Source organism: Halorientalis sp., from assembly GCF_028275115.1.
GTDB lineage: Archaea > Halobacteriota > Halobacteria > Halobacteriales > Haloarculaceae > Halorientalis.
Genome location: NZ_JAQCNH010000017.1, coordinates 14,287 through 34,374 on the forward strand (window position 1 = coordinate 14,287; position 20,088 = coordinate 34,374).

General features: G+C 66.2%; 24 protein-coding genes. 11 read left to right on the plus strand and 13 right to left on the minus strand.

What is annotated here, in order from left to right; genetic code table 11:
- Positions 1 to 759, minus strand: coding sequence for a 23S rRNA (uridine(2552)-2'-O)-methyltransferase (locus tag Q0964_RS01860; protein ID WP_299262845.1), 759 nt, complete (start codon positions 757 to 759; stop codon positions 1 to 3).
- Between the two features lie 383 nt (positions 760 to 1,142).
- Here Q0964_RS01860 and Q0964_RS01865 point away from each other — a divergent pair, with 383 nt between their 5' ends.
- The 4 genes from Q0964_RS01865 to priL all read left to right on the plus strand — a co-directional run bounded on the left by Q0964_RS01865 (position 1,143) and on the right by priL (position 5,600).
- A complete protein-coding gene (locus tag Q0964_RS01865; protein WP_299262847.1) occupies positions 1,143 to 1,886 on the plus strand; it encodes a DNA polymerase sliding clamp in 744 nt (247 codons plus the stop codon).
- Between the two features lie 65 nt (positions 1,887 to 1,951).
- Positions 1,952 to 3,781, plus strand: coding sequence for a formate/nitrite transporter family protein (locus Q0964_RS01870; RefSeq protein ID WP_299262849.1), 1,830 nt, complete (start codon positions 1,952 to 1,954; stop codon positions 3,779 to 3,781).
- A 58-nt stretch (positions 3,782 to 3,839) separates the two neighbouring features.
- A complete protein-coding gene (locus Q0964_RS01875; RefSeq protein ID WP_299262851.1) occupies positions 3,840 to 4,448 on the plus strand; it encodes a cell division protein CdpA domain-containing protein in 609 nt (202 codons plus the stop codon).
- Positions 4,449 to 4,499: 51 nt separating this feature from the next.
- Positions 4,500 to 5,600, plus strand: coding sequence for a DNA primase regulatory subunit PriL (gene priL / locus Q0964_RS01880; protein WP_299262853.1), 1,101 nt, complete (start codon positions 4,500 to 4,502; stop codon positions 5,598 to 5,600).
- Between the two features lie 131 nt (positions 5,601 to 5,731).
- Here priL and Q0964_RS01885 read toward each other — a convergent pair whose 3' ends face one another.
- Positions 5,732 to 5,938 (minus strand): DUF7472 family protein, encoded by a 207-nt coding sequence (locus Q0964_RS01885; RefSeq protein ID WP_299262855.1) that lies wholly within the window; start codon positions 5,936 to 5,938, stop codon positions 5,732 to 5,734.
- Between the two features lie 200 nt (positions 5,939 to 6,138).
- On the opposite strand from Q0964_RS01885, the gene Q0964_RS01890 reads away from it, so the two are divergent.
- Positions 6,139 to 6,741 (plus strand): SWIM zinc finger family protein, encoded by a 603-nt coding sequence (locus Q0964_RS01890; protein WP_299262857.1) that lies wholly within the window; start codon positions 6,139 to 6,141, stop codon positions 6,739 to 6,741.
- Between the two features lie 61 nt (positions 6,742 to 6,802).
- Here the strand turns inward: Q0964_RS01890 and hjc are convergent, their stop codons facing one another.
- On the minus strand, positions 6,803 to 7,336 hold the full coding sequence (gene hjc / locus Q0964_RS01895) for a Holliday junction resolvase Hjc (RefSeq protein ID WP_299262859.1): 534 nt from the start codon (positions 7,334 to 7,336) through the stop codon (positions 6,803 to 6,805).
- 113 nt (positions 7,337 to 7,449) lie between these two features.
- Between hjc and Q0964_RS01900 the strand changes: the two genes are divergently transcribed.
- Entirely contained in the window at positions 7,450 to 8,346 is an 897-nt protein-coding gene (locus Q0964_RS01900) for an EamA family transporter (protein WP_299262861.1), read from the plus strand.
- Between the two features lie 109 nt (positions 8,347 to 8,455).
- Here the strand turns inward: Q0964_RS01900 and Q0964_RS18545 are convergent, their stop codons facing one another.
- From Q0964_RS18545 to Q0964_RS01910, 3 genes are all read right to left on the minus strand, one after another.
- Positions 8,456 to 8,731 (minus strand): DUF7351 domain-containing protein, encoded by a 276-nt coding sequence (locus tag Q0964_RS18545; protein WP_422653632.1) that lies wholly within the window; start codon positions 8,729 to 8,731, stop codon positions 8,456 to 8,458.
- Between the two features lie 12 nt (positions 8,732 to 8,743).
- Positions 8,744 to 9,115 carry a DUF7347 domain-containing protein gene (locus Q0964_RS01905; RefSeq protein WP_422653633.1) on the minus strand — a complete coding sequence of 124 codons (372 nt, stop codon included), beginning with the start codon at positions 9,113 to 9,115 and terminating at the stop codon, positions 8,744 to 8,746.
- Positions 9,116 to 9,235: 120 nt separating this feature from the next.
- Positions 9,236 to 9,418 carry a hypothetical protein gene (locus tag Q0964_RS01910; RefSeq protein WP_092688234.1) on the minus strand — a complete coding sequence of 61 codons (183 nt, stop codon included), beginning with the start codon at positions 9,416 to 9,418 and terminating at the stop codon, positions 9,236 to 9,238.
- Positions 9,419 to 9,531: 113 nt separating this feature from the next.
- On the opposite strand from Q0964_RS01910, the gene Q0964_RS01915 reads away from it, so the two are divergent.
- The gene (locus Q0964_RS01915) at positions 9,532 to 9,891 is read left to right on the plus strand and encodes a DUF5658 family protein (protein WP_299262871.1); all 360 of its coding nucleotides are present in this window, start codon (positions 9,532 to 9,534) and stop codon (positions 9,889 to 9,891) included.
- On the opposite strand, the gene Q0964_RS01920 is transcribed toward Q0964_RS01915, so the two are convergent.
- Together Q0964_RS01920 and Q0964_RS01925 are read right to left on the minus strand one after the other, a co-directional pair.
- Positions 9,883 to 10,671 carry a class I SAM-dependent methyltransferase gene (locus Q0964_RS01920; RefSeq protein ID WP_299262873.1) on the minus strand — a complete coding sequence of 263 codons (789 nt, stop codon included), beginning with the start codon at positions 10,669 to 10,671 and terminating at the stop codon, positions 9,883 to 9,885. The two genes, Q0964_RS01915 and Q0964_RS01920, sit on opposite strands and share 9 nt — an antisense overlap.
- A 43-nt stretch (positions 10,672 to 10,714) precedes the next feature.
- Positions 10,715 to 11,992 carry an adenosylhomocysteinase gene (locus tag Q0964_RS01925; protein ID WP_299262875.1) on the minus strand — a complete coding sequence of 426 codons (1,278 nt, stop codon included), beginning with the start codon at positions 11,990 to 11,992 and terminating at the stop codon, positions 10,715 to 10,717.
- Positions 11,993 to 12,105: 113 nt separating this feature from the next.
- Between Q0964_RS01925 and Q0964_RS01930 the strand changes: the two genes are divergently transcribed.
- Positions 12,106 to 13,038 carry a type IV pilin domain-containing protein gene (locus Q0964_RS01930; RefSeq protein ID WP_299262877.1) on the plus strand — a complete coding sequence of 311 codons (933 nt, stop codon included), beginning with the start codon at positions 12,106 to 12,108 and terminating at the stop codon, positions 13,036 to 13,038.
- A 48-nt stretch (positions 13,039 to 13,086) separates the two neighbouring features.
- On the opposite strand, the gene Q0964_RS01935 is transcribed toward Q0964_RS01930, so the two are convergent.
- A complete protein-coding gene (locus Q0964_RS01935; protein WP_299262880.1) occupies positions 13,087 to 13,722 on the minus strand; it encodes a hypothetical protein in 636 nt (211 codons plus the stop codon).
- Positions 13,723 to 14,301: 579 nt separating this feature from the next.
- Positions 14,302 to 15,606, minus strand: coding sequence for an amidohydrolase (locus Q0964_RS01940; protein ID WP_299262882.1), 1,305 nt, complete (start codon positions 15,604 to 15,606; stop codon positions 14,302 to 14,304).
- A gap of 172 nt (positions 15,607 to 15,778) precedes the next feature.
- Here Q0964_RS01940 and hisG point away from each other — a divergent pair, with 172 nt between their 5' ends.
- On the plus strand, positions 15,779 to 16,627 hold the full coding sequence (gene hisG / locus Q0964_RS01945; RefSeq protein ID WP_299262884.1) for an ATP phosphoribosyltransferase: 849 nt from the start codon (positions 15,779 to 15,781) through the stop codon (positions 16,625 to 16,627).
- Here the strand turns inward: hisG and Q0964_RS01950 are convergent, their stop codons facing one another.
- Positions 16,628 to 17,017 (minus strand): DUF7473 family protein, encoded by a 390-nt coding sequence (locus Q0964_RS01950; protein ID WP_299262886.1) that lies wholly within the window; start codon positions 17,015 to 17,017, stop codon positions 16,628 to 16,630.
- Between the two features lie 36 nt (positions 17,018 to 17,053).
- Positions 17,054 to 17,617 (minus strand): TATA-box-binding protein, encoded by a 564-nt coding sequence (locus Q0964_RS01955; RefSeq protein WP_092658697.1) that lies wholly within the window; start codon positions 17,615 to 17,617, stop codon positions 17,054 to 17,056.
- A gap of 154 nt (positions 17,618 to 17,771) precedes the next feature.
- Here Q0964_RS01955 and Q0964_RS01960 point away from each other — a divergent pair, with 154 nt between their 5' ends.
- Positions 17,772 to 18,779, plus strand: a complete 1,008-nt coding sequence (locus tag Q0964_RS01960; RefSeq protein WP_299262894.1) for a methyltransferase domain-containing protein — start codon at positions 17,772 to 17,774, stop codon at positions 18,777 to 18,779.
- A 45-nt stretch (positions 18,780 to 18,824) separates the two neighbouring features.
- A complete protein-coding gene (locus Q0964_RS01965; protein WP_299262896.1) occupies positions 18,825 to 18,965 on the plus strand; it encodes a rubrerythrin-like domain-containing protein in 141 nt (46 codons plus the stop codon).
- A gap of 89 nt (positions 18,966 to 19,054) precedes the next feature.
- Here the strand turns inward: Q0964_RS01965 and Q0964_RS01970 are convergent, their stop codons facing one another.
- On the minus strand, positions 19,055 to 20,059 hold the full coding sequence (locus Q0964_RS01970; RefSeq protein WP_299262898.1) for an AAA family ATPase: 1,005 nt from the start codon (positions 20,057 to 20,059) through the stop codon (positions 19,055 to 19,057).
- Positions 20,060 to 20,088: the final 29 nt, after the last annotated feature.

A 20,088-nucleotide genomic window follows, 5' to 3' on the forward strand; every position in this document is an offset into this window, starting at 1 on the left:
TCACTCGACGGACCGTGCGAAGGCGTACGTCGGTTTGACCTCCTCGACCTGCACGTCGACGGTCGCACCTTCCTCCGCGCCGGAGACGAACAGCGTGTAGCCTTCGATCTTGGCGATGCCGTCGCCCTCGTGGCCCGTATCGACGATGTCGACGGTCACCGTGTCGCCCTCGGCGACGGGCGCGGTGAGTCGCCCCTTTGCCACCAGAAACAACTCCGACGACGCCTCTCGGGAGGCGTCGGGACGGACCTCGCGGACGTACTCGAACTCGGGTTCGATGTCCGCCTGCAGGTCGGCCAGGTCCTGCCCGTCGAACACCTTGGCCACGAAGTCTCCGCCCGGCCCGAGCAGGTCCAGGGCGACTTCGAGCGCCTGCCGGACGAGGTGGACCGACCGGGCGTGGTCAAGGTCGTACTCGCCGGTCATGTTCGGCGCCATGTCCGAACAGACCACGTCGGCCTCCCCGACCATCTCGCGTACCTCGTCTTTGGTCGAGTCCTCCGTGATATCGCCCCGGACAGTTTCGACCCCGTCGAGGGCGTCGATCCGCTGGCGGTCGACGCCGACCACGGTACCGGTGTCGCCGACCGCCTGCTGGGCAACCTGGAGCCACCCACCGGGAGCGGCCCCCAGGTCCACGACCGTTGCGCCCTCGTCGAGCAGGGTCGCCGTCGCGTCGAGTTGCGTGAGCTTGTAGGCCGACCGGGAGCGGTACCCCTCTTGTTTGGCACGGTTGAAATACTCGTCTTTGTGTGTCATCTGATTGTCCGGTGTAACCCATCGAGCGGTTTACGCGTATCGTTCGCCCCGCCCGGTCCGTCGGTCAGGTCCAGGTCGGCGGGCAGGGCCGGTCGGTCCGCAGTCACCCCTCGAAAATACCGAGGCCAGCCGCCCGCACCAGCACCCGCCAGCGACTCGGTACCGACTCGACGAAGCCGACCGGCGTCGATTTCAATCCGCTCGACGGTCTCCGACGGACCGGCGCGACCAGCACCGCTTGATCGGCGGGACGCAAGCGGGTTGGACTGCCGTGGAGCCCGGGCGTACCCTGGTTTCGGGGGCTGAGCTGGGTTACGCTCTGTCCCAGACCGGGAACGGAAAGACGGGACTTTTTAACAAATGGGGGCGTAGCCGGGAGCAAGATGTTCAACGCTATCGTGAGTGCAGACACACTCGGGGCGACGCTCGACTCCGTGAGCGTCCTGGTGGACGAGTGCAAGATCCACCTCACGGACGAGGGGATCGAGATCCGGGCGGTCGACCCGGCCAACGTCGGGATGGTCGACCTCCGGCTCGACGCCACGACCTTCGAGTCCTACGAAACCGACGGCGGGATCATCGGTGTCAATCTCTCGCGGCTCGAGGAGTTCGCCGGCATGGCCGACTCGGGACAGCTGGTCCGGCTGGAACTCGACGAGGAGACCCGGAAACTGCACGTCCAGATCGACGGGCTGGAAGGGACGCTGGCACTGATCGACCCCGACTCGATCCGACAGGAGCCCGACCTTCCCGACCTGGACCTGCCCGCGAGAATCGTGCTCGAAGGCAGGGACATCGACCGCGCGGTCACCGCTGCCGACATGGTCTCCGACCACATCGCACTCGGTGTCGAAACCGACGACGAGGTGTTCTACGTCGACGCCGAGGGCGACACCGACGACGTGCACTTCGAGCTCGGCCGGGACGACCTCATCGACCTCGTATCGGGTGACGCTCACTCGCTGTTCTCGCTCGACTACCTCAAAGACATGGACAAGGCCATTCCGAAGAACGCCGAAATCGAGATGGAACTCGGCGAGGAGTTCCCTGTCAAGATGCACTTCGACATCGCGGAAGGCGACGGTAACGTAACGTACATGCTCGCCCCGCGCATACAAAGCGACTGAACAGGCAACCGACCGGAGTTACCCTCTCAGCTTCCGTCTCTCTCCTCTCCAACTTCTGATCAATCATGGTTACACCCGACGACAGGCCGCCAGAGCACGACCCCGAGACCGAGGAAACAGTTCGCGAGGCCGTCGAGAGCTCCCGGAGCGGCGCGCCGGCGGTCGGCCGGGTCGTCCGCGACCGGTTCTCGACAGACGAGGTGTTTCAGCGCATCATTGCCGCAGCCGACGAGGAGATCACCTCCGGCAGCCGGGAGCTCTTTTTCAGCGGCCTCGCCGCGGGGTTCGCCATCACCATCACCTTCCTGCTCTACGCCTCGCTGACAGCCTCGACCGGTGGGGACACGATACTGAGCGTGATGCTCTATCCACTCGGGTTCATTTATATTATCATCGGCGGGTACCAGCTGTTCACCGAGAACACGCTGCCGCCGGTGGCGCTGACACTGGAGCGGCTGGCGTCAATCCCGGCGCTGTTACGCAACTGGGCCGTCGTGCTGACGGGTAATTTCGCCGGGGGCGCGCTGGGCGCGATTGCGCTGGTGTTCGGCGGTGTCCTCTCGCCCGAGGCGGCGACAGCGGCGACGTCGCTGGCCCAAAAGGGTGTCACGACGGCGTGGTGGCCGCTGTTCACCAAGGCCGCGTTCGCCGGGCTGATCGTTGCCGGGGTCGTCTGGGTGGAGTACGCCGCTCGCGATACGGTCTCACGACTGGTGGTGATCTACCTGGCGTTCCTGGCGATCCCGCTCGGTGGGCTCTATCACTCCGTGGTCTCGTTCACCGAGATGGTGTATCTGGTGGTACGCGGCGACCTCGCCTTCCTGACCGGACTGGTCGACTTCGTCCTCCCGGTCCTCTTGGGCAACACCGTCGGCGGGGTCGTGTTGGTGACGGTCGTCAACTACTTCCAGACGACCGAGACCCGGCTCGAATCGGCCCGGTTCGAGGGCGCGACGCGGCAGCTCTCGGTCCGAGAGTGGCTACTCGGCGGCTCCGTCGGCCGTTCGTACGTCCCCCTGATAGACACAGTCGAACCCGCCACGGAGAACGGCGATCGCCACCGTGTCATCGTACCAATCGCCAACCCTCGGACGGAGCAACACCTCGTCGAACTGGCCTGTATGCTCGCCCGCGGCTACGACGGGGCGACCGTCCAAGTCGTTCACGTCGTGCAGAAACCTGACCAGAGCGTACAGGGGTACGGGGGCTCGAACAGCCGGCAGATTATCGGCGAGTCCGAACAGCTTCTCGACCCACTCCACGAAATCGCGGCGGACTACGACGTCAGGTTCGAGACTTCGACGGTCGTCTCACACCGCTCGTTCGAGGAGCTTTTCGACATCGTCCGGCGCAAGGACGCCGACACCGTGGTGATGGGGTGGAGCGAAGACCGTCTCTGGACGGCGGCCCGGTCGGACCGGTCGCTGAGCGACCTCACGCGCCGACTCCCCAGTGACTTCCTGGTGCTCAAAGACCGCGGGCTGAACACGTCTCGGGTTCTCCTGCCGACCGACGGCGGACAGAACTGTGAGCTGAGCGCGTCGGTGGCGCGCACACTCCGGACTGTCCCGGGGGTGTCGGTGGAGCTGCTCAACGTCGTCGACGGGCCCGAGGAGCGCGAGGCCGGCGAACGGTTCCTCGCCGACTGGGCCGTCGAGCAGGACCTCGCCGGGGCGATGATGACCGTCGACGAGTCCGGCGACGTGGAGACGGCCATCGAGAGCGCGGCCGAGGACGCGTCGCTCGTGATCATGGGCGCGACCGAACGCGGCCTGCTCTCGCGGCTGGTCGCGGACTCCCTGCACATGGACGTGGTCGACGAGGTGGACGTGTCGGTGCTCCTGACCGAGCGCGAGGGTGGCGGGCTCCGTGAGCGGCTGTTCGGCCGTCGGTAACGCCCGTCACACGCGCGTCTGACGCATGGTTTTGTACGAGGAGCGACCACACTGGAGCATGCCGAGTCTCTCGGAGGCCTACACCGACCGACGGAACCGCGGGACGCGTGATCCACGCCGGATCGCACTCGGTGCGGCGGTGTCGTTGTCGGGTGCGGTCGCACTCGTCGTCGCCTTGCTCGTGGTGACGACCCCGCTCGGAGACCTCCTTGGGGCCACCGACTCGGTCGCCGCCAAACACATCGGGGGTGTTCTGGCTGGGCTGGGCGGGCCGGCCGTCCTGCTCGGGGTCGTCGCCGTCCTGCCGTCGAAGCGCCGCCAGCAGATCGGCGTCGTCGCCGGGTCGCTCGTGGCGGTCGCTGGCGTCACCCTCTTTTCGGTCGCCTATCCCGAGCGCTGGGTCTACGCCGCCGACCCGCTGGTCTTCGAGACGGCGGTCGTCTACTTCGTCGGAGGCTTTGCCGCCCTCTGGTACGTCTTCGTCGCCGTCGTGAACGTCCGACGACGCAACGACCCCCACGGTACCGTCACCCTCGAGATCGAGACGGGCGGCGAGACCCGTCGTGTCGAGGTGACGCCCGGCGAACTGCAGGCGTACCGGTCGGAACTCGCTGACCGCGGTTCCGAGGATGTCGTGACCGAAATCGAGCGCCGTGACGAGCGCTGACGCTGCCCGGACCGTCGGTTTTATTCGGACCCGGCGGGAATCAAATGGTCGATGAAGACGCTCCACGCCCGTTACCCGTTTCTATCGGCCGCCCGTGAGGCGGTCGAAACCGCCGGCGTCGACCTGGCCGAACTGGTTGCCAGTGACTCGGCCGCGGTCGAACGCGGCCTGGAGCGCGTCGAGTGGGCGGTCACGGAGGGGTCCGTCGGCGAGCCACACCGCCGTACCCGTGCCGAGTTGCTCTCCTACCCTGTCGCCCGGGTGCTGGTCTCTCTGGTCGACGAACACATCCTGTTGCGCCGGTACGCCCGCGCGGAGGCGGCGACCGCATACGAACGGTTCTCCGCGGAACTGGCTGCGACGGCGGAGTTCCAGAGTACCCGCACCGAGCGGCTGGACCTGCAGGACCTGCTCGTCGAATTCGACCTGACCGGGCACGTCCACGCGACTGTGGGCGACGACGGTGACTATCGCGTGGACGTGGGGACGTACCTCGAGCACACGGCCGGCCAGTGGAGCGACGAGTGGCGGTTGGTCAATCGCCCGCTGGCCGACGGTCAAGTCCCGCTCGACGAGAACGAACTCCTGCTCGTAGTCAGGCAGGCCGTCCGCCGTCGCGTCGCGGACGGACTCCCGCTCTCGGTACCGGAACCCATCGCCACCGAACTCGACGAGGAGGCCGAGCGGATTCGTGAGGTGCTCGCAGACCTCGACCTGACCCGTGACATCGACACGGTCGTCCCGGACCTGTTCCCTCCCTGTATGCGCCACCTGCTCGACAGGGTCCAGAAGGGCGACCACCTCGAACACCACTCTCGCTTTGCGATCGCCGCGTTCCTGACGAGCATCGGGATGAGTACCGACGAGATCGTCGAACTATTCCAGGTCAACCCCGGCTTCGGCGAGGAGGCGACGCGCTACCAGGTCGACCACATCCGCGGGGACACCAGCCCGACAGAGTACTCTGCGCCTGCCTGTGCGACGATGCAGTCCTACGGCGACTGCGTGAACAAAGACGACATCTGTGAGGACGTAATCAACGAGTCACATCCGCTGAACTACTACGAACACCGGCTGGAGGCGGCAGACGAGGGGGAACTGGTAGACTGGCGAGAAGCCGAGAGCGAGGGCGAAGGCGAGGAGGCGGAGTAATCGGGGCCTTGCGAGACGGCGGCGCCGTCTCCGAGTCCCGAACGTCTCCGACTTTCGTGAACCTCGTGGCGCGGCGGTGGCCGGCAGGATGCCCCGAACCGAGCGGAAGACGGGTGCTGACGGGCTCTCACCTACTCTCGGAAGGAGAGCCAGTAGCCCACGAGAGTCATAACGAAGACGAACAGCGTGACCGCACCGAGGACGGCGAGGCCGCCGGTCCCGGAGAGGCCACCGTCGCCTCCGAAGGCCATCCCGACGCCCGCGACGGCCGCGATGAAGACGAGTACCGCCACGAACGAGACGCTCGCTTCGACGACCGTCTCCCGCTCGATATCCATGTGCGCGGCTTTCACCGGCCTGTGCAAAAGGGCTTCGATGCCGCCGCAGCCCCCCGAATTGCGGACTCTCGAAACCGTCGTAAAATGGCTTCTGAGGTCGTCTATGGGCAGTCTGCCGCACAATCCGGCCGTGTCACTTAGGTAGCTCGGGTCCCTTTTTTTCCTGGACGCACCGGAAACTAGCAGCGTCCTGATCGCCGATGCCACGAGCCTCCAAGACCCCGCTCGCGCCCGACCTCCGGGACTGTGACGAGCGGACCGTCCGCGCATGGACCGAACCGATGGCCGTCACGCCGCTTGGCGGCGGTTGTTACCGCGTCGAGACCGACGACGACACATACACGGTCGACGCGTCCGGCCACCGTTGTACCTGCCCGGATTACCGTTTCCGGGGCACGAACTGCAAACACCGCCGACGGGTCGCTATCGAAATCACACGGGAGCGCGTCCCCGCACCCGGCCAGTGCCGCGCCGACTGTGCTCGCTGTGGCCACGAGTCGTTCGTCCCGGCGACCGACGACGTGGCGCTGTGTGGTGACTGCCGTCTCGACGACGGCGAGGTGGCCGTCGACCGTGAGACCGCCGATACGCTCGTCGTTCGGCAGGTTCGGCCCGACCGCGCCGACGAGTACGTCGTCGAGGCCACGAGGCAGACCGTGGCTGCCCACGACACGAACGAGGGGTATCCGCCCGACGACCTCGTGGTCGACGCCGTCTACCTCGGCGATCAGTTGCGCACCGACGACCCCCGCGTGTACGCGTTCCCGTACTCGCGACTCCGGCAGGTCGAAGACGCCGATTGACCCGTCGACCGCCCCGGTCGAGCCATCTGCCGCTCCGTTCCCGGGGACCGGTGGAGGTCGACTAGAGCATCTCCACGGCGTCCTCGACCGCGATATCGCCCCGTTTCAGCGCCGACAGAACCTCGCGGACGGCCTCGTCGTCGGTGTCGTCGTCCCCGCCTTCGGCGGCCTCGGCGGCTTCGGCGAGCGTAATCTTCCGCGTGTCGCCGACGAACTCCGGGAAGTCGGTGCCGTCGGCGAGTGCCGTCTCCTTTTTGACGCGGTAGTTGCCGCCGTCTGTCGTGTAGAGGTCGCCAGGGTGGAAAAAGTACCAGTCCTCGCGGTCGAACCGGACGCCGACGCGCGGTTTCGCGCCGAAGTTCTGAGCGAAGTACAGTAGCGCCTCGATCTCCGCGCCATCGAGATAGATCGGGTCGCCGGATGAAGACTTCGCCTCGATAGCGTGGAACTGCTCCCCGTCGCCGGCCAGCACGTCCGGAAGTTCGCGCTCGGTGGCGCTCCCGCTGGCCGGGGCACGCATCACCGCGAAGCCGGCCTCGTCGAGGGCGTTGACGAGTTCTCGTTCCCTCCTGTCGCCCTTCCGGTTCGAGGACATACCCCTGGGTTGGCCGGGTGGGTGCAAAAGAGACACGGGAACGGGGCAGAACTGAACGGAACCCACTTGAATACCCCACTCGGATGGAGGGGCGTGACTGGAGTGAGTCGTCAGTGACCGGAACGCCGCCCGTCGTGTACGCACTGGCGCTCTTGCCGGCCGTCCTCTGGGGACTCGGGCCGATTTTCGACAAGCGTGGGATGGCCGCCGGCGGGAGCGCGACACAGGCCGCCATCGTCGTCGTCGTCATCGACACCGGACTGTACTGGCTGGCGCTTCTGGCGACGTCCTGGCCGAATCCTCTCTCGGGGCTGACGCTCGACCTCGTCGTCGTCTTCACCGTTGCCGGCCTGTTCGGCACCGCGATAGGTCGAATCCTCGTGTTCGCCGGCGTTGAGCGGGTTGGCGCGAGCATCAACAGCGCCGGTATCAGCACGCGTCCACTCTTCGCCACGCTACTCGCGCTCGGCTTTCTCGGTGAACCCCTCGGTCCGCTCACGGGGGTCGGGGTCGTCGTCCTCGTCTGCGGGCTAATCGTCCTGACGTACTCGAAAGGCGGCGACGTCTCGGGGTGGCGACCCCGGGACGTCCTTCTGCCGGTGAGCGCGGCGGCGGTGTTCGGGACCGGGAACGTCCTGCGTCGCTTCGGCTTCGGCGACACCACGGCGACAGCTCTGCAGGCGGTCACTATCAACGAGACTGCCGCCCTCGTCGCTCTGGCCGCATACGTCGTGGCGACCCGGAAGACGGACGTGCTCAGCGCGCCACGTGCGTCTTACACGCAGTTCGCGGGAAGTGGCCTCGTTACCGCGGTCGCGCTTCTCTCTTTTTTTACAGCGCTCTCGATGGAGGCCGGGCGAGTCGCTATCGTCGACTCACTGGCGGCGACGGCACCCCTGTTCACCACGATTTTTGCTGCTGCCCTGCTCCGGGACGTGGAACGCGTGACCCGCAGTGTGGTTCTCGGGGCACTCCTGGTCGTCGTCGGTGCCGTCCTCGTGACGGTCTGAATCTCAGGATAACATCAAAATCGACTTTGCTAATCGGTTTTACGATGACGTACCGTAGTTCTTCGCTGGCGAGCGCGACGCGGTCGGTCTCGACGACGAACAACAGCGTCTAGAGTCGCTCGTCGCGCACGTCGACGCCGCGGTCGTACAGCGCGCCGACGACGGCAGGGTGAGCGAGTCGGCCGACGTCGCTGGGGATGCCGCTGTAGAAACCCCCAGTGCTGGCAGTCGGTCGTAACGAGGTGGGTTGCTCGCTCCCAAACTGTCTGTCGTAGCGGTCGAGTGCCTGTAACGTCGTGGCGTCCGAGACGAGTCGCGCGTCGGTGGGGCCGGCACAGACCGGGCAGACACCGTCGGTCGCAGAGAGCCAGTAACGGCGCGTCAGGCGGTCGAACGCTCAGACGACGGCGGCGTCACCGCGCCGCTCGAACCCGCCCGGGTCGAAGGGATGGCCGAGGACCGCCTCCTCGCAGCCCAGACACTCGGTGCGGCCGATGAATTCGGCGTACGTGAGCGCGAGCGACCCCGCACAGTCGGGGCAGGCCCCCGACACGTCGATCTCGCTCCCAGAGAGACTCCGGTGGAAGATGGCGCTCTGGACCGCGCCGACGACCCGGTGGCCCGGGTAGAGCAGTTCGTAGCGGTCCTCGACGAGGGCGACGACCCGTCCGGTCAACTGCGAGAGGTGGTAGTTGAACTGTCCGGCGTCGTGAACGCCAACGGCGGTCGCAGCGCTGAGAAGAATAGCGAGTGGCCGTTGGCCGCCCAGAGTGCCCGGAGTGTCTCCAGACTGCGTCCGTGCGCCACCATTGAGAGGGCGCCGGGGGCGTCGGTTCCGGTGTCGCCGTCGTCACGCCCGGGCATCGCCCGGACGCAGGCCCCGTACACATCAGTCCCACTCCTCGACCACGACGGCCTCGGAGCTACAGAGGATACAGGAACCGCCGTGGCGGATGGCCACGACCTGCCCGCCACAGTCGAGACAGTGGAGCAACCGGCGGTGGTCTTTCGACATCTCGGCGCGAATCTCGTCGGTTTGCGGTGGAATCAGCGGCATAGTCGGTGCCGTCACCTAATCTAAGGGCCACACGACTAAGAATTGTCTGCCGACTCGGTGCCCCGAGCGGTTCACGCGTTGATACTCTGGGGACGATTATCTGTTGGCCCCGCCTCTCCACCGACAGGATGGGGTCGGAATCGGGGCCGCCGGACGAGGAGCGCGACGCGCTCGAACGCTTCGAGCGGGACCTGCCCGAGTCCCACGCCGTGCTGTGGACGGTCATCATCGTCGCGGCGGCGTTCGACGTGGTGACGACGCTCGCGGGCCTCTCCGCCGGGTTCGAGGAGGGCAACCGGGTTGCCCGCGCGTTCATAGCGACATACGGCGAGGCCGGCATCGGCCTGCTGAAGTTCGTCGCACTGGTCGTGCTCGTCGTCACGTGGCACTCCCTCCCGGACCGCGCGGCGGAACTGGTCCTGACTGGCTTCGCCACCATCTCGGTGTTCACGGTCGGGCTCAATGCCCTGACGCTCCTGTCACTCTGACCGGACCGCGAGAAATCGAAGCCGCCGGTAGTCCGCTGTCCACGTCTCGCCGTCGAACAGGTCCGGTTGGAGTCGGTTTTCAACGGCTCCGACGACGGCTGCACGCTCGCTGTCGGGCACGCCCGAGAGAAGACCGTCGCCGAACATCCCGAGCCAACTGGCGAGGCCGTCCGCACCGCCGTCCAGCTCCGTCGGCCGGTCGAACAGCCTCGCACGGCGGACCTCGAACCCGTGGGTCTCCAGCCGCGGGGTGTACTCGCCGACGCTCGGGAAGTACCACGGGTGGGTCGCGTCGTAGCCGCGCGCGTCGAGCTCATCGAGCGTCGCGGTGACGATCCGGTCGACGTTGCCGGTCCCGCCCATCTCGACGACGAACCGGCCGCCCGGGCGGAGCGCGTCGGCCATGCCGGCCAGTACCCGGTTCTGGTCAACGTCGGAAATCCAGTGGAACGCGGCGTTCGAGAAGACGGCGTCGAACGGTTCGCGTGCGCTGAACGAACGTGCGTCGGCCTGCTGGACGGACAGGTCGGGGTAGGTCTCGCGCGCCTCCCGGACCATCTCGGCCGACCGGTCGATTCCGACGACGTCGCCCGCCTCGTCCACGGCGGCCGCGATTTCGGCGGTCAGATGCCCCGTCCCACAGCCGATATCGAGGACGCGTTCTCCGGGTTTCGGGTCGAGCAGGTCGACCACGGCCTCGCCGTACTCGGTGACGTAGCCGTGGCCGTCGTCGTAGACAGCTGGGGTCCAGTGGTTCCGCGTCCCGTCGTCCTCTGGCATGTGTTCCGATTTACCGGGCGACACAAAAAATCGACCGGCCGTCCTACGTTCCGTGCTGCCACGAGCCCATATACTCCGTCTGGGTCTCGCTCAGGCCGTCGAAGGCGACGCCCTCGGCGTCGAGTTTGATCTCTGCGACCTCCTTGTCGAGGTCGTCGGGCACGTCGTGGACGCCTGCCTCGTACTCGTCGCCGGACTCGACGAGTTCGCGAACACAGACGGCCTGCACGCCGAAGCTCTGGTCCATGACCTCGACGGGATGGCCCAGCGCCACGGGGGTCGCGAGGTTGACCAGTCTGCCCTCCGCCAGCACGTTCAATTCGCGGCCGTCGGGCATGACGTACGCCTCGATACCGTCGCGGGGCTGGGTGACCTCCGCGGCCAGTTCCTCCAACGCGACGAGATCGATCTCCACGTCGAAGTGGCCGGCGTTGGTGAGCAGTACGCCGTCCTGCATGTTCTCGAAGTCCTCGGCGGTGATCACGTCACGGTTGCCCGTCGTCGTGACGAACACGTCGCCCTCCGCCGCGGCTTCCCGCATCGGCATGACTTCGTAGCCTTCCATGTGGGCCTCCAGTGCGCGACGGGCGTCGACCTCGGTGACGATGACGCGGGCGTTCTGTCCGGCGGCTTTCTTCGCGACGCCGCGACCACAGTCTCCGTACCCGCCGACGACGACGGTCTTCCCGGCGTACGAGAGGTTCGTCGTCATGGCGATGGACGCCAACACGGACTCGCCGGTGCCGTGGACGTTGTCGAACAGACGCTTCATGGGCGTGTCGTTGACGGCGAAGACGGGGTACTCCAGCGCGTCGTCGTCGTCCATCGCGCGCAGGCGGTGAACGCCCGTCGTGGTCTCCTCACAGCCACCGACGATGGTGTCGATGAGCTCCGGATACTCCTCGTGGATGGCGGCGATGAGGTCCATCCCGTCGTCGACGGTGATGGTCGGCTCGTGAGCGATGACGGACTCCATGGCGCCGTAGTAGGCCTCGTCGTCGACGCCACGCTCGGCGTAGGAGGTGACGTTCTCGTGGGCGTTCAGTGCCGCCGATACGTCGTCGTGGGTACTGAGCGGGTTACAGCCGGTGATGGCCACCTCGGCACCGCCCTCTGCCAGCAGTTCCGCCAGCACCGCCGTCTTGGCCTCGACGTGCATCGCCATTCCGATGACCTCGCCCGCGAAGGGCTGGTTGGCATCGAACGTCTCACGGAGTGAGGCGAGAATCGGCATGTGTTCGCGCGCCCAGTCCATCTTCCGGCGGCCTTCCTCGCGTGCTGTCTCGGGGTTATCGAGCCGCTCGCCAATCGACGCGTTCATTACTATATACTAGGTCAGCATCGTGAAAACGCTGCCGGAGCGCGGCGCCACCGGTGTGGGTCGACGACCGAAACGGATGAAAACGACTATCGAGACGAACCTAACAGTCGGTCATGCGAAATATCGGCCGTGACCGGGCACAGTCGGAGGTGATCGGCAGTCTTCTGCTCGTCGCGGTCGGTGTGCTCCTGGTCGGTGTCGTCGCTGTTCTCGGGTTCTCACTCGTCGAAGACACGAACCGTGACCCCACGACGGCGTCGCCCTCCTCGTCTGTCTCCGGGGCGACCCTCACGCTCGGCCACACCGCCGGCAACGCACTGCCGGCTGCCGAGACGGTGATGATTCTGCGCGGCGGCGAGGACACCCGACGCGTCAGGCTCTCGTCGCTCTCGCCCGTCGCCGGTAGCGCCGGCGACGGCGTCTCCGCCGGCGACCGATATCGCCTCCCGCACGACGTAATCCAGGGTGAACTACGCGTTACGGTCGTGGACGAGGAAGGCGGTGCGGTGTTACACGACCAGCAGTTCTGGATCACCGACGGCATCGCCGGCGAACTGATTACCGCCGACGCCGGGACACTCAGTGACTTCGGCGGCAACTACAACGACCCCTCGGCGACGACGACGGTTTCGGACGACGGGCGAACTGTCACGGTGACCGGCAACAAGTGGCAGCTAATCGATAAGAACTACACGGTTACCGAAGACACGGTGTTGACATTCGAGTTCAGAAGCTCGAAAGAGGGCGCCATCCACGGCATCGGATTAGAGAACGCCGGGACTGGCCAGAACAGCGGCCGAGTCGTTCGCCTCTCGGGCGTGCAAAACTGGGGCGTCAACGTCAGCGACTACGGCGGTTCGTACTACCAGACGGGCGACGACTGGACCCGCTACGAGGTTCCCATCGGTGAGGTGTACCGGGACACCAACAACCTCGGCGACGCCGACTCGCTCGTGGTCGTGAACGACTACGACGGGGACGAGGGCGTCAGTTGCGGGTCCCACGATTCGGAGTACTGGAACGTCGTCGGCTCCGAATCCGACTGAGCGGTCCGTACCGTCGTGCGGAATCGTAGCGCCGGGAACGGTCCTACCTCAGCGGCCGGCGTCTGCAGGCGGACCGCCGCCCTTGCCGCCAGCGTTCGCGGGCGGGCCGCCGTCGTCGTCAGTGTCCGTTGGCGGGCTGTCGCCGCCACTGTTCTCGGTCTCCGTCTCGTCGTCACGAACCGGGCCGCGGTCCTCCGGGGGGCCCTGCTGCCGGTTCTCGGGCGGGCCGCGGTTGGTCCCGTTCGTCTCGTTCCCCGGACCGGCGTGTGCGGGTGGGCCCGCGTGCTCGGGCGCGTCTCCGTGGTTGCTCTCCGTGACGAACGCCGCGACCAGGAGTCCGAGCGGCGTGTCGCCGACGTTCGTGCTGTTCGTACCGTTCGTCCTGACTTTGGCGTCCTCGACGAACGCGGACACGAGCCGTCCGAACACGGACTCGGTCTCGTTGTTGTCCGATTCGTCGGTCTCTGTCTCGTTCGTGGCCGCGTCGCCCTGTGTCACGGTTGTTCCCTTTTCTACTGCGGTCGGGGAGCCGGTGGCCACGGCCGGGCCCAACGCCGCGACGACGAGCAGTGCCACAGAGACGAGTGCGAACGCCCTGGCTTTCGATTGCATCTCACTCGGTTCGAGGCGGGTACAGTGATTGACATCCTCCTCCGCGTGAACACGGAGGAATCCCGACCGCATTTGGGAGTTTCAGGTTGGCAGTCTAGCCGAGCATCACCACGGTACGAATCCAGTGGGATGCTCGTGGTCTAAGCGGGGTGGACTGCTGGCGGTGCCAAGCCGCCGTTACATGTATCCTCGACCAGTGTTCGGACGCCGAGTGTTGTTTTGGCCACGAGGCGTCCGGCAGGCGTCAGTGGAGTCCATGGTAGCGGAAGTTCCGCAAGCGCAGTCACCACGTGCCGGATGTTTCGAGCATCAGGTGTTTTGTGACTGCGTTCCAGATATTGCTTGGTTGCTGTGGGCAGGGGCAGGCCGCCTCTGTAGGACGGGACGGAATCCGCTCCGTTCCGACCGATTCCTATCATACTGTTGCTTACCTGTCATTTAAACGTTTCCGTTGGAAACTCACGACAAGCGTCTGAGCGTGGTCTGTTTCTCGGAGTGACGGCGCGTATCCACGGCCTGAAGGCCGTGGTATTTGCCCCTGTTCAACATATAAACCCGGACCCCTGTTCAGGTAATTTATCGCCGTCCAAAATCGCGACAGAGTCCGCTAGAACGTTCAAAAACAGCCGTGGTCGTTTACTTCGCGCCGAGCTACGATTCGGCGCGGTCGACCAGGGCCGTCGCGTGCTCGCGAGCGTCCGCGAGTACCGCCTGTTCGTCCAGGGTCTGTACCTCCCGGTCCCGCATGAGGACCCGCCCGTCACAGACGGTGTGGCGCACGTCGGACCCGCTGGCGGCGTAGGCGAGGTGGCTCACGAGGCCGTGTGCCGGCGTCAGGTGGGGTCGATCCAGGTCCAGTACGGCGAGGTCGGCGTTCGCGCCCGCCTCGATTCGGCCCGATGCCATTCCGAGGGCGTCCGCGCTACCCTGCGTGGCCATCTCGACGACCGTGTCGGCGTTGACGGCGCCGGCGTCGTCGGCCGCGAGCTTGCCGACCATTGCGGCGTCACGCATCTCGTCGAACAGCGAGAGGTCGTTGTTCGAGGCCGCCCCGTCGGTGCCGAGTCCGACGGTCACGCCCCGGTCCCGCATCGCCTGGACGGGCGCTATCCCGCTGGCGAGTTTCATGTTCGAGGCCGGGCAGTGAACCACGGCCGTGCCCCGCTCGGCAAGCAACTCGTGTTCGTCCCGGTCGGTGTGAACGCCGTGAGCGAGAAAGTCGGTGCCGTCGAGCAACCCGACGTCGTCCGCGTATTCCAGCGGTCGCTCGCCGTGTTCGTCGACCAGCGGCTCGACTTCGCCTTCTGTCTCGTTGGCGTGGAAGTGGACCGGAACCCCGGCCTCGCGTGCCTCGGGCACGTACTCCCGGAGATACGCCGCACCGACCGTAGTGAGGCTGTGAGGCATGAACGCCGTGGAGATGCGGCCGTCGGCCGCGCCGTCGTACCCCTCCGCGAAGTCCAGGCCGTCCCGCATCTCCTGGTGTGCGGCTTCGTCGTCGTTGCCGACGGTGATCGAACCGTAGCCCAGCAACGCCCGCATCCCCGATTCCTCGACGGCGGCGACGACCTCCGGCATGAAGAAGTACATGTCCGCGAACGCCGTCGTGCCCGAGCGGATCATCTCTAGCATCCCTAAACGCGTGCCGGCGCGCACGTCTTCGGCGGTGAGTTCGGCCTCGACGGGCCAGATGTTCTCCTGGAGCCAGACGTCGAGCGGTTCGTCGTCGGCGTAGCCCCGTAACAGCGTCATTGCGACGTGGGTGTGGGCGTTGACCAGCCCCGGAATCACCAGTCCGCCCTCGGCGTCGAGGGTGTCGTCGGCGCTCGCGCGCCCCTCGCCTTCGGGTTCGACTGCCAGAATTTCGCCACCCGTCCGGTCGACGAGAACGTCCGCCCGCTCGACGGTGTGGTCGGGTCGGAGAACACGACCGTCTGTGACTTTGAGCGTCGTCATGTCCGGGCGTCCGCGGCCGGGCGATATAAAGACGGGGTCTCGAAGTCGCCGGTCACCCGCGAGCGTCGCGCGCCCGATACCGGTCCCGAGGAACGTAGCCGGACAGGTCGCCCATCCTTTCTGTCCGGCCGGGGTGCGAAAAGCAATTGCCCGCGGGTCTGGAAGTGTCGGTATGCGAATCGCCGTGCCCAACAAGGGACGTCTGCACGATCCGTCGGTCGATCTGCTCGAACGGGCCGGACTCCACGTCGTCGACGGCGCGGACCGGAAACTCTACGCCGACACCGTCGACCCTGACGTGACGATTCTCTACGCTCGAGCAGCCGACATTCCCGAGTACGTCAGCGACGGCGCCGCCGACGTGGGAATCACCGGCCTCGATCAGGTCCGGGAGTCCGCGACGGACGGCCTCGTCGACCTGCTGGACCTGGAGTTCGGGGCCTGCCGACTCGTGCTGGCGGCTCCCGAAGACGGTTCCGTCGAGTCCGTGACCGACCTGCACGGTGGGACCGTCGCCACCGAGTTCCCCAACGTCACCCGTGCGTACCTCGACGAACAGGGCGTCGACGCCGAGGTCGCGGAGGTCTCGGGCGCGACCGAACTGACGCCACACGTCGACATCGCCGACGCCATCGTCGACATCACGAGTACGGGAACGACGCTCCGAATGAACCGCCTGGCCGTGATCGATGACGTGCTTTCGAGTTCCGTGCGACTGTTCGCCCGCGAGGACGTAGTCGACGACCCGAAAGTCCAGCAGGTGCAGACGGCACTCTCCTCTGTCAAAACCGCCGAGGGAAAGCGCTACCTGATGATGAACGTTCCCGAGTCGAACCTCGACGAAGTCAGGGACGTCATCCCCGGGATGGGCGGCCCGACCGTGATGAATATCGCGGGTGAGGACCTGGTGGCGGTCCACGCGGTCGTCGATGAGCGGTCGGTGTTCGAGACGATCAGCAACCTCAAAACAAAGGGTGCGACAGACGTGTTGGTGACCGAAATCGAGCGGCTGGTGGAGTGATCAGAGCAGACCGAAGATGTTGTTCAGGGCCACGCCGAGAACCGCGGCGAACCCGAAGTGAAGCAGCGTGAGCGGAAGCGCCGACGACCACTGCAGCCGGTAGATATAGCTAATCGCGATGGCGTCGGCGGCCAGAATCGCCAGGATGGCGACGCCGGCCGCGAGACTCGGTGAGAAGGGACCGAACCCACGCACGCCCCACTGCTGGAGCAACAGCGAGGCCAGCGCCGGGGCGGGGGCGACGTAGGCGGCCCGCTGGCTCTGTACGTCACCAATAAAGAAGGTCGCAGCCAGATGGAGGGTGGCGGCGTAGAAGGCGGCGACGAGCAGGAAGGTGACGACGATCGCCAGGGGTCCGCCGCCCGTCGCGTCGATCTGAAGCGGGAGCATGACCGCGCTTCGTGTGGGGCCGGTATGTAGCCTGTGTTATCCGTCGAGCAGACCGAGTTCCTCGAGTCGGGAGACGATCCGGTCGACGGCTTCCTCGGCATCCTCGGGTTGTTTACCGCCCGTAATCACGAGCTTGCCCGAGCCAAAGAGGAGCGCGACCACGTCGGGGTCGTCCAGCCGGTAGACCAGGCCGGGGAACTGCTCCGGTTCGTACTCGATGTTCTCCAGACCGAGTCCGATTGCGATGGCGTTGAGATTGAGATTCCGACCGAGGTCGGCCGAGGTAACGATGTTCTGCACGACGATTTCGGGGTCCTCGTCCACCTGAATGTTCAGATCACGCAGTTTGTCGAAGACGATCCGCAGGCTCTCGTGCACGTCGTCCGTGCTTTTTGCGCCCGTACAGACGATCTTTCCCGACCGGAAGATGAGGGCCGCCGACTTGGGTTCCTGCGTCCGGTAGACCAGACCGGGGAACTGCTCGGGGTCGTAATCCGCCCCCTCGAGGTCCATTGCCACGCTCTGGAGGTCCAACTCCTGCCCGATGCCGGTCGAGGCGACGACGTTCTCAATATTGATTGTTTCCTTGGGGTCAACCATGTCTCGACTTAAAACACGTATTTAAGATTTATAAAGTTTGGTACCCGTCGATGATAGGTCACTCCGCTTACCACTCACGGCTGGGTCGCTCTGCGGGCCGGTCCAACCCCGCCCGACCGGAAGGTGTATAGGCCACAGGACGCCACCTGCGGGCGTGTACCTGCTGGAACTGGCCGGCGAGGACGACGCGTTCGCCGCCCGGGAGGCCGCGGCTGTCGCCACCGACGTGACGCGGTTGGCGCCGGGCCTGGCGACTGCGCGTGGCGTCGACACTGGCACCCGCGGCCTCGCGTACACCCATCGCGTCAGCGAGTACGTCGGCCGCGCCGACCCCGCCGTCGAGAGCGCTCGGGCGTTGCTGAAGGCGGCCTCCGTCGAGCGGTCGGGAACGGTCGCTGTCCGGGCTCGCGACGTACGCGGCCTGGCCGGCGTCGACACCCGGGCGGCAGAGCGCGACCTGGGTTCGGTGCTGGTCGACCGCGGGTTCGCCGTCGACCTCGACGACCCGGACCACGAACTCCGGGCCGTGTTCGCGGCCGACGTGTGTGTGCTCGGCTGGCTCGACGCGGAGAGCGTCCGGAATTTCGGCGACCGCCAGCCGACCGACCGCCCCTTCTTCCAGCCCGGGAGCATGGACCCGCTCCTGGCCCGCGGGCTGGCGAACATCGCGGGCGCTGGCCCCGGAGCGACGATTCTGGACCCGATGTGTGGCACTGGCGGCGTGTTGATTGAGGCCGGGTTGGTCGGGGCCGACGTCCTCGGCGTCGACGCCCAGCCGAAGATGGTCCAGGGTGCGGCCGAGAACCTCAAGCGATTCCTCACGCCCGCACAGTCGTCCGCCGACCTGCCCGACTCGGGAACTTGGCACACACTCCGCGGGGACGCGACGGCGCTGTCCCTCCCCGACGACGCAGTGGACGGCACCGTCTTTGACGCGCCCTACGGCCGACAGTCGAAAATCGCCAACCAGCCGCTCGACGACCTCGTGGCCGGCGCGCTCGCCGAAGCTCACCGGGTCGCGCCCCGGGCCGTCGTGGTCGCCGACCGCTCCTGGGACGACGCCGCCCGCGAGGCTGGCTGGCGAGTGACCGACCGGTTCGAGCGTCGCGTCCATCGCTCGCTGACTCGCCACGTCCTCGTGCTCGCTCGCGCCAACGGCTGAACTGTGCGAAGAATTAACAAGGGCGTGTGACTTCGAAGCACAGTGATGCCGCTAACAGAACCAACGCCGGACACCGACCCCTATTACGAGTGTCTGGACTGCAATCAGCGTATTACCGAGGAGGTAGACGACCGGCTCTGTCCCGACTGCGGCGGGTATCTCGAAGATTTGACCGTGCCGCGTTGACGCCCGTGGCAGTCGCGTGGTCGTCGGTGACAGCCACTGCACTGCCGTGGCTGCCGTCGAACAGCCGTCGGCTCACCGTCACGGCGATGTCACTCCGCGAGCTTCGACAGCAGGTGAGAGACGTGTAGACGGTCGTTGGTCCCTTCTTTCAGGTCGACGTCGATTTCGCCAGCCAACCGGTGCAGTCGCGCCAACCGGTCGGCCTCGTACCGCGAGCGCGCGACCCGTAACAGGTCCGCCATGACCTCTTCACCGCTGTAGCCCTCGTCGACCAGCAGGTCGTCCAGTGTCTTCCGGGCGTCGGTGAAGTCGCCACTCTCTGCGTCGTCGAGCATCTCCTCGATGCGGTCGTCGGTACCGACATCACCCAGCGCCTCGTAGGCGGCTTCCATCGTGACCGCGTCCTCGGCCTCGGCGGTGGTCTGAGCACCGAGCAGGGCCTTCCGGAGGTCGCCGTCGGCGTAGCCGGCGACGTACTCTAGGCCCTCCTCGCCGTAGTCGGCGGCCGCCGCTTCGACGACCGACCGGAGGACGGCGACGGTCTCGTCGTGGGTCGGTTCGCGCACGGGAACCGGGAAACACCGTGAGCGAATCGGCGGAATCAGCACCGATGGCTGTCGGGTCGCGATGACGAACTGGGTCGCCTCGTAATACTGTTCCATCACGCGGCGCAGTGCCTGCTGAAAGTCCTCGCGGATCGACTCGGCGTTGTCCAGGAGGATGGTCTTGTACTCCCCCGACACCGGTGCGTAACTTGCCGACTCCTTGAGGACGTGATTGATGAGGTCGGCCTTCGAGGAGTTACGGCGGCGCTTTGCGGTGATGAACGAGCTAAAGCGTGGGTCCTCGCTCAACTCTTTTTTTGTCATTCCGAAGAAGTCGTCGACGTTGATCTCTACGAAGTCGTTGTCGGGGTCGGCGTGGGTCTCGCGGGCTAGCGCGCGCACCGCGGCGGTCTTTCCGCTTCCCTTCGGGCCGTGGACGATCAGGTTCAGCGGTTCGTCGACTGCTCGCCACAGCGACTCACGGACCCCGGACTGTGGGAGACCGTCGATCTCCGGCGCGTGTGCCTCGGTCCACAGGGGGGCAAGCATCGATGTTGGGTAGGGGAACCGACGGTAAG

Bases quoted from the DNA above. Each gene is read 5' to 3' on its own strand.
- Q0964_RS01860 (WP_299262845.1), bottom strand. From the start codon at position 759: ATGACACACAAAGACGAGTATTTCAACCGTGCCAAACAAGAGGGGTAC.
- Q0964_RS01865 (WP_299262847.1), top strand. From the start codon at position 1,143: ATGTTCAACGCTATCGTGAGTGCAGACACACTCGGGGCGACGCTCGAC.
- Q0964_RS01870 (WP_299262849.1), top strand. From the start codon at position 1,952: ATGGTTACACCCGACGACAGGCCGCCAGAGCACGACCCCGAGACCGAG.
- Q0964_RS01875 (WP_299262851.1), top strand. From the start codon at position 3,840: ATGCCGAGTCTCTCGGAGGCCTACACCGACCGACGGAACCGCGGGACG.
- priL (WP_299262853.1), top strand. From the start codon at position 4,500: ATGAAGACGCTCCACGCCCGTTACCCGTTTCTATCGGCCGCCCGTGAG.
- Q0964_RS01885 (WP_299262855.1), bottom strand. From the start codon at position 5,938: ATGGATATCGAGCGGGAGACGGTCGTCGAAGCGAGCGTCTCGTTCGTG.
- Q0964_RS01890 (WP_299262857.1), top strand. From the start codon at position 6,139: ATGCCACGAGCCTCCAAGACCCCGCTCGCGCCCGACCTCCGGGACTGT.
- hjc (WP_299262859.1), bottom strand. From the start codon at position 7,336: ATGTCCTCGAACCGGAAGGGCGACAGGAGGGAACGAGAACTCGTCAAC.
- Q0964_RS01915 (WP_299262871.1), top strand. From the start codon at position 9,532: ATGGGGTCGGAATCGGGGCCGCCGGACGAGGAGCGCGACGCGCTCGAA.
- Q0964_RS01920 (WP_299262873.1), bottom strand. From the start codon at position 10,671: ATGCCAGAGGACGACGGGACGCGGAACCACTGGACCCCAGCTGTCTAC.
- Q0964_RS01925 (WP_299262875.1), bottom strand. From the start codon at position 11,992: ATGAACGCGTCGATTGGCGAGCGGCTCGATAACCCCGAGACAGCACGC.
- Q0964_RS01930 (WP_299262877.1), top strand. From the start codon at position 12,106: ATGCGAAATATCGGCCGTGACCGGGCACAGTCGGAGGTGATCGGCAGT.
- Q0964_RS01935 (WP_299262880.1), bottom strand. From the start codon at position 13,722: ATGCGGTCGGGATTCCTCCGTGTTCACGCGGAGGAGGATGTCAATCAC.
- Q0964_RS01940 (WP_299262882.1), bottom strand. From the start codon at position 15,606: ATGACGACGCTCAAAGTCACAGACGGTCGTGTTCTCCGACCCGACCAC.
- hisG (WP_299262884.1), top strand. From the start codon at position 15,779: ATGCGAATCGCCGTGCCCAACAAGGGACGTCTGCACGATCCGTCGGTC.
- Q0964_RS01950 (WP_299262886.1), bottom strand. From the start codon at position 17,017: ATGCTCCCGCTTCAGATCGACGCGACGGGCGGCGGACCCCTGGCGATC.
- Q0964_RS01955 (WP_092658697.1), bottom strand. From the start codon at position 17,617: ATGGTTGACCCCAAGGAAACAATCAATATTGAGAACGTCGTCGCCTCG.
- Q0964_RS01965 (WP_299262896.1), top strand. From the start codon at position 18,825: ATGCCGCTAACAGAACCAACGCCGGACACCGACCCCTATTACGAGTGT.
- Q0964_RS01970 (WP_299262898.1), bottom strand. From the start codon at position 20,059: ATGCTTGCCCCCCTGTGGACCGAGGCACACGCGCCGGAGATCGACGGT.